Here is an 8,915-nt window from a genome sequence, read left to right on the forward strand (position 1 = left end):
GGCGTGGAGGAGCGCGGGGTGCCGGGGCCGGCGTACGCGGTGGTGGCGCCGTAGGCGGGCAGGGCCGTCACGAGGACGACCAGCAGCCGCAGACAGCGGTGGGTGAGTCGCAGCCATGGAGTCACGTCGGTGACCTCCCGGAGCCCAGCCGGCGTGAGCCGTGATCGATGGATGAACCGACGGAAACAGCCTCACATTCACCGACTCACCGGGCATTCCGGATTGGGCCGACGGGTCTAAACGGCGGTTCGGCCGATCCGGGGGGCGCCCCGGTGATGAGGTGGGCGGGTGCGAGAGAATGACGGCATGGAGATGCCGAGGAACGAACGGTCGCCCGAGAACCCCCAGATCCTCGTCGTGGGCCAGGACGGGATGGCGCTCGGCGGAGGCACCGGGGACGACGATTCCCGCGAGACCCCGGTCACGGAGCAGGTCGAGCAGCCCGCCAAGGTCATGCGGATCGGCAGCATGATCAAGCAGCTCCTGGAGGAGGTGCGTGCGGCTCCCCTCGACGAGGCCAGCCGGGTGCGGCTGAAGGAGATCCACGCCAGCTCGGTCAAGGAGCTGGAGGACGGTCTGGCGCCGGAACTGGTCGAGGAGCTGGAGCGGCTGTCGCTGCCGTTCACCGACGACGCCACCCCGAGCGACGCGGAACTGCGGATCGCGCAGGCCCAGTTGGTGGGCTGGCTGGAGGGCCTCTTCCACGGCATCCAGACCACGCTGTTCGCCCAGCAGATGGCCGCCCGCGCCCAGCTGGAGCAGATGCGCCGGGCGCTCCCGCCTGGTGTGTCTCTCCCCGAGGGCGACGACCACCAGGCCGGCGGCCGCTCGGGCGGTCCCTACCTCTAGTGCTGCGACCGGGCCTGCTGCCTGACGGCCCGCTGCCTCCAGGTCCGGCCCTCGAACACGCGAAAGGGCCCGGCGCACCTGCGCCGGGCCCTTTTCACCTGCGCGTCACTGCGGCGGATTGCCCGTCGACACGCTCAGCTCGATGGTGCCCGGGTCCTTGGCGTTCACATCCGTGCCCTGGGACGGGAACTGGTCCATCACGGTGCCGTCCCCCCAGGTGTTGTCGTCCACCTTCTTGACCTTCAGCTGCCAGCCGGCGGCCTGGAAGCACGCCTTGACGGAGTCGAGGTCCTTGTAGCGGAAGTCGGGCAGCCGGATCTTGTGGGGGTCGTCGTAGGACTCCTCCGGCTCCGTGCACTTCGTCTTGTCGATCACCCGGGTGGTGTCCGGCCCCCGGTAGCCCGGCCGGTGGGAGGCGGCGGCCGAGGCGGAGGCGCCACCGCGCCCGCCTGTGTCGTCATCGCCGCCGCTGTTCGAGGTCAGCGCCACGATCAGGCCGGCGACCGCGGCGAGCGACACCACGCTCGCGCCGATGATCACTGCCTTGTTGCCCCGGCCGCCGGAGCCCCGCCCGGGCCCCTGCACGGCCGTCTGCGGCGCCTGGGCGTACGGCGGCGGGGTCTGCGGCCCGTAGCCCGCCGGAGGCGTCTGGTAGCCGGCCTGCTGCGGATAGCCGTAGGCCGGGGCGGGCGCGACCGGAGCGGGGGCGCCGGGGCCGTAGGGGCCCGGCTGGTACGGGGTCTGCACCGGCCCGGGCGGCGTCTGCCGCGCCTGGTCGACCGGCGGGAACACCGCGGAGCCGACGCCCGAGCCGCTCTGCCGGGGACCCGCGCCGGGCACGATGCTCGGCGCGGCCGCCTGGAGGGAGGCGGCGACCCGCAGACACTCCTCGCGCATGGCGTCGGCGGTCGGGAAGCGCTCGTTCGGGTTCTTCCGCAACGCGCGGGCGACGAGCGCGTCCACGGCCGGGGGCAGCGCGCGGTTGACGGAGGACGGCGCGACCGGCTCCTCCTGCACATGCGCGTACGCGATCGCCAGCGGGGAGTCCGCGTCGAACGGGAGACGCCCGGTGACCAGTTGGAACAGCATGATGCCGACCGAGTACAGGTCGGAGCGGGCGTCCACACCGCGGCCGAGCGCCTGCTCGGGCGAGAGGTACTGCGGGGTGCCGACGACCATGCCGGTCTGCGTCATCGACGTCACGCCGGACTGCATGGCGCGGGCGATGCCGAAGTCCATGACCTTGACCACACCGCGCTTGGTCATCATCACGTTGCCCGGCTTGATGTCGCGGTGGACCAGCCCCATCTCGTGGCTGATGTCCAGCGCCGCCAGCACGTCGGCGGTGACCTTCAGCGCCTTGTCGGCAGGCATGGCGCCGTACTGCCGTATGTCCTCCTCGAGCACCGAGCCGAGCGGGCGGCCCTCGACGTACTCCATGACGATGTACGGCGTGGCCAGACCGCCCAGGTCGTCCTCGCCCGTGTCGAAGACGGAGACGATATTGGTGTGCGTGAGCTTCGCCACGGCCTGGGCCTCGCGGCGGAAGCGCTCGCGGAAGGCCTGTTCCCGGCCGAGTTCGGTGTGGAGTGTCTTGATCGCGACCTGGCGGTCCAGCACGGCGTCGTACGCGAGGTGCACGGAGGCCATGCCGCCCTCGCCGAGCAAGTCGCGCAACTGGTAGCGGCCACCGGCCAGCGCCTGCCCCGCGTACCGGCCGTGTGCGCCGTCCTGGCTCATCTCTCCGCGTCCCCCGTCGGCCGTCCTGGCTCTTCGCGCAGGCCTTGATCGAATGTGTCATTCCCGGCCAAGTCTGCCCCAGGCCCCGGACACGTCAAGCGCGGTGCCCGTTCCGTGACCGTACGCGCAAGAAGCGTCGCGCAAGCGTTACAGGGGGCGTACGACCGGCACACACAATTTGCACGACGGCCCTTGCTGGGGGTTTCATGGCCGGTCCGTCGCTTGGCTGGTCCCGGTTCCGGTTCCGGACCGGTGGCCCCCACGGAGGCTGTAGCGTGGCCGACGGAGACCGTGACAACACCGCGCGCACCGCGGGCAGAAACGACGGCGAGGACTGATGGCACAGACGCAGCGCGCCCAGGGCCCGTCCGACCCCGAGGCGTCTGGCGGCGGCATGTCGGACGCGCCGGAGGCGTGGGGCAACGGAGGGCTTGTCGGCGACGGCCGGTACCGGCTCACGCACCGGCTCGGCCGGGGCGGCATGGCCGAGGTCTTCGCGGCCGAGGACGTCCGTCTGGGCCGTACGGTCGCGGTCAAGCTGCTCCGTGCCGACCTGGCCGAGGACCCCGTCTCCAAGGCCCGCTTCACGCGCGAGGCACAGTCGGTCGCCGGACTCAACCACCACGCGATCGTGGCCGTGTACGACTCCGGTGAGGATGTCGTGAACGGCCAGTCCGTGCCGTACATCGTCATGGAGCTGGTCGAGGGCCGGACCATCCGCGATCTGCTGATCAACGCGGAGGCGCCGGGCCCGGAGCAGGCGCTGATCATCGTCTCCGGTGTCCTGGAGGCGCTCGCCTACTCGCACCAGCACGGCATCGTGCACCGCGACATCAAGCCCGCGAACGTGATCATCACCGACAGCGGCGCCGTCAAGGTGATGGACTTCGGCATCGCCCGCGCCCTGCACGGCGCGCAGTCCACCATGACCCAGACCGGCATGGTCATGGGCACCCCCCAGTACCTCTCCCCGGAGCAGGCGCTCGGCAAGGCCGTCGACCACCGCTCCGACCTGTACGCGACCGGCTGCCTGCTGTACGAACTGCTCGCGCTGCGACCCCCGTTCACCGGCGAGACCCCGCTGTCGGTGGTCTACCAGCACGTCCAGGACACGCCGGTGCCGCCGTCGCAGGTCCTCCAGGCCTGCCCGCCGGAGCTGGACGGCCTGGTCATGCGCTCGCTCGCCAAGGAGCCGGACGACCGGTTCCAGACGGCCGAGGAGATGCGCGGCCTGGTCCAGTACGGCCTCCAGATGCTCTACGACCAGGGCGGGCACACCGGCACCTGGAACACCGGCCCGGTGACCGCGCCTGACGGCCGGCAGACCCCGCCGGGCGGCTTCGCGGGCACGACCGTCATGCCGCACGCCATGGACGGCGCCGGCACCGCCCAGATCCCGCAGCCGCTGCTGCCCCAGGGCTACGGCAGCGGCGACGACGGCGGCTTCGAGGGGCACGGCAACAAGGGCAGCGGCCGCGGCAAGCTGTGGATCCTCGCCGTGCTCGCGGTCATCGCCATCGCCGCGGGCGTGGCGCTGGCGGTGAAGGGCACGGACACCGGCGGCGGTTCCGGCAGCGACACCAAGCCGCCGGCGACGCACACCAAGAGCACCAAGGACGACTCCGCGTCCACCAGCCCGTCCGACGACAGCAGCGGGCAGCCCGCGGACACCGCCACCGACAACAGGTCGGACACCGGTTCCGGATCGGGCTGGGGACAGCCGTCCTACACGCCGTCGTACACCCCCTCGCAGCCGCAGAACACCGGCCCGACCGGCCAGCCGACCGCCCCGCAGAGCACGGCCTCGCAGCCCGCGGACCCGTCGAGCGGGGGCGCGGACGCGGGGACCGGCGACGGCGGCAGCGCGGACGGCGGCAGCACGGACGGCGGCACGGACGCGGGCGCCAACGGCGGCGGCACCAACGACGGCGGTCTGTCGGCCGGCGGGGCGGGCCTGCCCACCGGCTGAGGGACGCCTCCGGTCACCCGGTGAACGCGTCGCACACCGCGTCGTACCGCCGGGTCCACCACACCGCGAGCGCGGAGGCGGCCGGGAACTGGCAGTCCGCGCGGGTGTCGCCGCGCTCGTAGTGCCAGCGCAGCATCCAGAAGTCGTTCAGCCGTTCCCACCACACCCGGTGCACGGCCGCCGTCAGCTCCATGGGCGTGGCGCTCGCCGCGCGCCGGTACGCGCGGGCGTACGCCCGTACCTTCGGCAGGTCCAGCGTGCCCTCCGGGCGGACGAAGAAGATCGCGGCGGCGCGTACCGCCTCCTCGGCGCGCGGCTGCACGCCGAGCCGGTCCCAGTCCACGATGGCCGCGGGGGCACCGTCCTTGTAGAGCAGGTTGAACGGGTGGAAGTCGCCGTGCACCCAGCCGACCGGGCCGCCGGGCGGCGGGCGCCGGTCCGCGTGCCGTTCCAGCAGCGCGCGCCGCTCCAGCAGCCGGTGCCGGGCCAGCGCGTCGAACGCGTCGGCGGGGCGGTGCCTGCGCACCCGGGCGAGCAGCCTGCCGATGAGGTCGAAGGTGTCGGCCGGATCGGCGCTCTCCACGGGATGCGGGGCGGTGGCCGGGCGGGTGCGCCCCTTGGGCGGCATCACGCGCTCCAGGCAGGCGTGCACGGCGCCGAGCAGCGCCCCGAGGCGGGCGCTCTCCGCGCGGGTGAGCTGGGCGCCGTGGCGGTGTCCGCCGTCGATCCAGGGGTGCAGGGCGTAGGCGTGGCCGCCGATCACGGCGACGGTGCGGCCCTCGCGGTGCGCGAGCGGCACGGCGACCGGGACGCCGAGGGCGGCCAGGCGCTGGGTGGCCCGGTGGCGGCGTTCGATGGCGGCCGGGTCGGCGGTGTCGGGGTCGAAGTGGTGTTTGAGGAAATAGCGGCCGCGTGTGGTGCACAGCCGGTAGCCGCGATTGAGCAGGCCCTGGTCGACCGGTTCGCAGGCGACAGCGGTACCGGCGGTGTCGTAAAGGCGGAGAAGGGGGCCCACAGGGGGCACGGGGGGTGGTACACAAGGGCGCGGCACGCCGGAGATGCTAGGGCACGGAAAAGGGCCTGTGAGCTGGGGCTTGTCACAGTAAGTCAGTGCCGATCGCATTCGGTCACAGGGTGTACCGCCGTGAACGCCCGCGTGAATTCCGGTATCCATCGCCGACTCTTCCCGTCACCTGGGTGAGCGGGATAACGTGCGGGTGCTCCGGCCTTGCCACAAGGCTGTGACCAGCACGCTTCCGCACCATCTCGATTTACTTGGAAATCCAAGCAAAATCGCAGGTCAGGTGGGGTTTCACAGAATTGTGGAGCACTGGGTAACGTAATGGTTGCAGGGCGCTCGCCGGGGCACCTGTCACGCCTGTTCCCGGCCGAGTGGCACCCACCCCGTGCCCGGTGGTCGGAACAGGTGAGCCGCACTGGCCTACCGGCAACCCCGGGGGCCGGAACGACGGAGGAGCACACGTGACCGTGGACAGCAGTGCCGCGCGCAAGCGCAGCGCCGCAGGCAAAGCCGGCACCACCGGCAGCAAGACCGGCACCGCCGGGACGAAGTCCGGAGCCACCGGCGCCAAGCGCACCACCAGCACCACCACGACCCGGGCCCCGCGCGCCGCGCGCGGCGCCAAGAAGAGCACCGAGCCCGCTCTCGTGCAGCTTCTGACGCCGGAGGGCAAGCGGGTCAAGAACGCCGAGTACGACTCCTACGTCGCCGGCCTCACCCCCGAAGACCTGCGCGGCCTCTACCGCGACATGGTGCTCACCCGCCGTTTCGACGCCGAGGCCACCGCCCTGCAGCGCCAGGGCGAGCTGGGCCTGTGGGCCTCCCTGCTGGGGCAGGAGGCCGCCCAGATCGGTTCCGGCCGCGCCACCCGCGAGGACGACTACGTCTTCCCGACCTACCGCGAGCACGGCGTCGCCTGGTGCCGTGGCGTGGACCCGACCAATCTGCTCGGCATGTTCCGCGGCGTGAACAACGGCGGCTGGGACCCCAACAGCAACAACTTCCACCTGTACACGATCGTCATCGGCTCCCAGACGCTGCACGCCACCGGCTACGCGATGGGCGTGGCCAAGGACGGCGCGGACTCGGCGGTCATCGCCTACTTCGGCGACGGTGCCTCCAGCCAGGGCGACGTGGCCGAGTCCTTCACCTTCTCCGCGGTCTACAACGCGCCCGTGGTGTTCTTCTGCCAGAACAACCAGTGGGCGATCTCCGAGCCGACCGAGAAGCAGACCCGGGTGCCGCTCTACCAGCGCGCCCAGGGCTACGGCTTCCCAGGCGTGCGCGTGGACGGCAACGACGTGCTCGCCTGCCTCGCGGTCACCAAGTGGGCCCTGGAGCGCGCCCGCAACGGCGAGGGCCCGACCCTGGTCGAGGCGTTCACCTACCGCATGGGTGCCCACACCACCTCCGACGACCCGAGCCGCTACCGCGGCGACGAGGAGCGCCAGGCGTGGGAGGCCAAGGACCCGATCCTGCGCCTTCGCCGCTACCTGGAGGCCTCGAACCACGCGGACGAGGGATTCTTCGAGGAACTCGAGGCCGAGTCCGAGGCGTTGGGCAAGCGGGTGCGCGAAGCGGTCCGCGCCATGCCCGACCCGGACCACTTCGCCATCTTCGAGAACGTGTACGCGGACGGGCACGCGCTCGTCGACGAGGAGCGGGCCCAGTTCGCCGCCTACCAGGCGTCGTTCGCGGACGCAGAAGGGGGTCACTGAGATGGCCGAGAAGATGGCGATGGCCAAGGCCATCAACGAGTCGCTGCGCCGCGCCCTGGAGGCCGACCCCAAGGTCCTGGTCATGGGTGAGGACGTCGGCAAGCTCGGCGGTGTCTTCCGGGTGACGGACGGCCTCCAGAAGGACTTCGGCGACAGCCGGGTCATCGACACCCCGCTCGCCGAGTCCGGCATCGTGGGCACCGCGATCGGCCTGGCCCTGCGCGGCTACCGGCCGGTGGTGGAGATCCAGTTCGACGGCTTCGTCTTCCCGGCCTACGACCAGATCGTCACCCAGCTCGCCAAGATGCACGCGCGCTCGCTGGGCAAGGTCAAGATGCCCGTCGTCGTGCGCATCCCCTACGGCGGCGGCATCGGCGCGGTCGAGCACCACTCGGAGTCCCCCGAGGCCCTGTTCGCGCACGTGGCCGGCCTGAAGGTCGTCAGCCCCTCGAACGCCTCGGACGCCTACTGGATGATGCAGCAGGCCATCCAGAGCGACGACCCGGTGATCTACTTCGAGCCCAAGCGCCGCTACTGGGACAAGACCGAGGTGGACGTCGAGGCCATCCCCGCCCCGCTGCACAAGGCCCAGGTGGTCCGCGAGGGCACCGACCTGACCCTGGCGGCGTACGGCCCGATGGTGAAGCTCTGCCAGGAGGCCGCCGCCGCGGCCGCCGAGGAGGGCAAGTCGCTGGAGGTCCTGGACCTGCGTTCGGTCTCCCCCCTCGACTTCGACGCCGTCCAGGCCTCGGTGGAGAAGACCCGCCGCCTGGTCGTGGTCCACGAGGCCCCGGTGTTCTTCGGTTCCGGCGCGGAGATCGCCGCCCGGATCACCGAGCGCTGCTTCTACCACCTGGAGGCCCCGGTGCTCCGGGTCGGCGGCTACCACGCCCCGTACCCGCCGGCCCGCCTGGAGGAGGAGTACCTGCCGGACCTGGACCGCGTGCTCGACGCCGTCGACCGCTCGCTGGCGTACTGAGGGAGAGGGTCGTGACGACGATGACGGACGCGTCCGTACGCGAGTTCAAGATGCCCGACGTGGGCGAGGGCCTCACCGAGGCCGAGATCCTCAAGTGGTACGTCCAGCCGGGCGACACGGTCACCGACGGCCAGGTGGTGTGCGAGGTCGAGACCGCCAAGGCGGCCGTCGAACTGCCCATCCCCTACGACGGCGTGGTCCGCGAGCTGCGCTTCCCCGAGGGCACCACGGTCGACGTGGGCACCGCCATCATCGCGGTGGAGATCGCGGGCGCGGCCCCGGCTCCGGCCCCCGCGGAGCCCGAGGCGTCGGCGGCCCCCGCGGCGCCCGCCGAGGAGCCCAAGGCCGAGGGCCGCCAGCCGGTCCTGGTGGGCTACGGCGTGTCGACGTCCTCCACCAAGCGCCGTCCCCGCAAGGGGCCCGAGGTCACCGTCCCGGTGCCGGCCCAGGCCGTCCAGGCCGAGCTGAACGGCCACGCCCCCGTGGCCGACCGCTCCCGCCCGCTGGCCAAGCCGCCGGTGCGCAAGCTGGCCAAGGACCTCGGCGTCGACCTGGCCACGGTCACCCCGTCCGGCCCGGACGGCGTCATCACCCGCGAGGACGTCCACGCGGCGGCCACACCGGTGACCACGCCCGAGC

General features: G+C 72.1%; 7 protein-coding genes. 5 read left to right on the forward strand and 2 right to left on the reverse strand.

Going from position 1 to position 8,915, the window contains the following annotated elements; genetic code table 11:
* Positions 1-306 precede the first annotated feature (306 nt).
* Positions 307-849: a bacterial proteasome activator family protein gene (locus tag FRZ03_RS16535; protein WP_146465925.1), complete on the forward strand. Its 543-nt coding sequence runs from the start codon at positions 307-309 to the stop codon at positions 847-849.
* 105 nt (positions 850-954) lie between these two features.
* On the opposite strand, the gene FRZ03_RS16540 is transcribed toward FRZ03_RS16535, so the two are convergent.
* On the reverse strand, positions 955-2,589 hold the full coding sequence (locus FRZ03_RS16540) for a protein kinase domain-containing protein (RefSeq protein WP_146465926.1): 1,635 nt from the start codon (positions 2,587-2,589) through the stop codon (positions 955-957).
* 337 nt (positions 2,590-2,926) lie between these two features.
* On the opposite strand from FRZ03_RS16540, the gene FRZ03_RS16545 reads away from it, so the two are divergent.
* Complete coding sequence (locus FRZ03_RS16545; protein WP_146465927.1) at positions 2,927-4,558, forward strand: protein kinase domain-containing protein; 1,632 nt, start codon at positions 2,927-2,929, stop codon at positions 4,556-4,558.
* 13 nt (positions 4,559-4,571) lie between these two features.
* On the opposite strand, the gene FRZ03_RS16550 is transcribed toward FRZ03_RS16545, so the two are convergent.
* On the reverse strand, positions 4,572-5,573 hold the full coding sequence (locus tag FRZ03_RS16550) for a phosphotransferase (protein ID WP_146465928.1): 1,002 nt from the start codon (positions 5,571-5,573) through the stop codon (positions 4,572-4,574).
* A 467-nt stretch (positions 5,574-6,040) separates the two neighbouring features.
* Between FRZ03_RS16550 and pdhA the strand changes: the two genes are divergently transcribed.
* From pdhA to FRZ03_RS16565, 3 genes are all read left to right on the forward strand, one after another.
* Positions 6,041-7,297, forward strand: coding sequence for a pyruvate dehydrogenase (acetyl-transferring) E1 component subunit alpha (gene pdhA, locus FRZ03_RS16555; protein ID WP_146465929.1), 1,257 nt, complete (start codon positions 6,041-6,043; stop codon positions 7,295-7,297).
* Position 7,298: 1 nt separating this feature from the next.
* The gene (locus tag FRZ03_RS16560; protein WP_146465930.1) at positions 7,299-8,276 is read left to right on the forward strand and encodes an alpha-ketoacid dehydrogenase subunit beta; all 978 of its coding nucleotides are present in this window, start codon (positions 7,299-7,301) and stop codon (positions 8,274-8,276) included.
* Positions 8,277-8,287: 11 nt separating this feature from the next.
* The coding region (locus tag FRZ03_RS16565; RefSeq protein WP_261399168.1) for a biotin/lipoyl-containing protein at positions 8,288-8,915 on the forward strand (628 nt) is incomplete at its 3' end.

This window comes from Streptomyces misionensis, assembly GCF_007896895.1.
GTDB classification, from domain to species: domain Bacteria; phylum Actinomycetota; class Actinomycetes; order Streptomycetales; family Streptomycetaceae; genus Streptomyces; species Streptomyces misionensis_A.

Excerpts from the sequence above, each read along its gene's own strand:
- FRZ03_RS16560 (WP_146465930.1), top strand. The coding sequence starts at position 7,299 with ATGGCCGAGAAGATGGCGATGGCCAAGGCCATCAACGAGTCGCTGCGC.
- FRZ03_RS16545 (WP_146465927.1), top strand. The coding sequence starts at position 2,927 with ATGGCACAGACGCAGCGCGCCCAGGGCCCGTCCGACCCCGAGGCGTCT.
- FRZ03_RS16540 (WP_146465926.1), bottom strand. The coding sequence starts at position 2,589 with ATGAGCCAGGACGGCGCACACGGCCGGTACGCGGGGCAGGCGCTGGCC.
- FRZ03_RS16535 (WP_146465925.1), top strand. The coding sequence starts at position 307 with ATGGAGATGCCGAGGAACGAACGGTCGCCCGAGAACCCCCAGATCCTC.